The sequence below is a fragment of the Shewanella sp. MBTL60-112-B2 genome (genome assembly GCF_019655055.1).
Taxonomy (GTDB): Bacteria; Pseudomonadota; Gammaproteobacteria; order Enterobacterales; family Shewanellaceae; genus Shewanella.
Genome location: NZ_BPFA01000087.1, coordinates 1 through 676 on the forward strand (window position 1 = coordinate 1; position 676 = coordinate 676).

General features: G+C 57.5%; 1 protein-coding gene. It reads right to left on the bottom strand.

Features of this window, described 5'->3' with window-relative positions:
- On the bottom strand, positions 1-132 hold a 132-nt coding region (locus K5Q73_RS21330), incomplete at its 3' end, for a twin-arginine translocation signal domain-containing protein (protein ID WP_220766196.1).
- Between the last annotated feature and the right edge of the window lie 544 nt (positions 133-676).

The window sequence follows — 676 nt, forward strand, 5'->3', positions numbered from 1 at the left end:
TGGCACTTCTGGTGCTTCAGGCTTGGCCGCCAAGGCTTGACCACTGACAGTCGCAACCGCGCCTGCCGCACTGCCGATCGCCAATGCCTTGAGCAGTTGACGACGACCCATGTCGGAAGCTTGCTTCTTCATAGTGTCTCCTCGTGTTGAAGGTAGACGGGGGAAACTCCCCCGCATGCTTTAGCCCGTGTTGCCGCGGGCAAATTCTCAGGCCAACTCGCTGGCCTTGGGCTGGATCTGTACCGCCGGGGTTTCCACCACGGGCGTGCTCAGCACCAGCTGTTCAAACTCATTGATTTCGGTTTCAAAGAAGGCCCGGCCGAGTTGTGCCACCACGGCGTAAAACGCGGCGGAGGGACAACGGGACAAGGTATCGAAGAAACGTATGATCCAGCTGCCGATATGGCGGCGGTAGAAGGCCAGTTGCTGATGGGCCGGAGCTTCCAGCAGCAATACGCTCATCACCTCGCACAGGGCGGCAACATGATCTTCCGGCTCCTTGACGTTTTCTTCGCGCTCGAAGCCCAGCTGCATCAGATCCTGACGCAGCAAAGCCAAGGGCTTGTCCATCAGCGAACCTGTCATAAACCAGCTGCCATAGGGCAGGATTTCCCCCGAGCCCACGAGACTCCTGAGCATCTCGTATGCCGTCTTCTGCTTGAAAAAAAAAAAAACA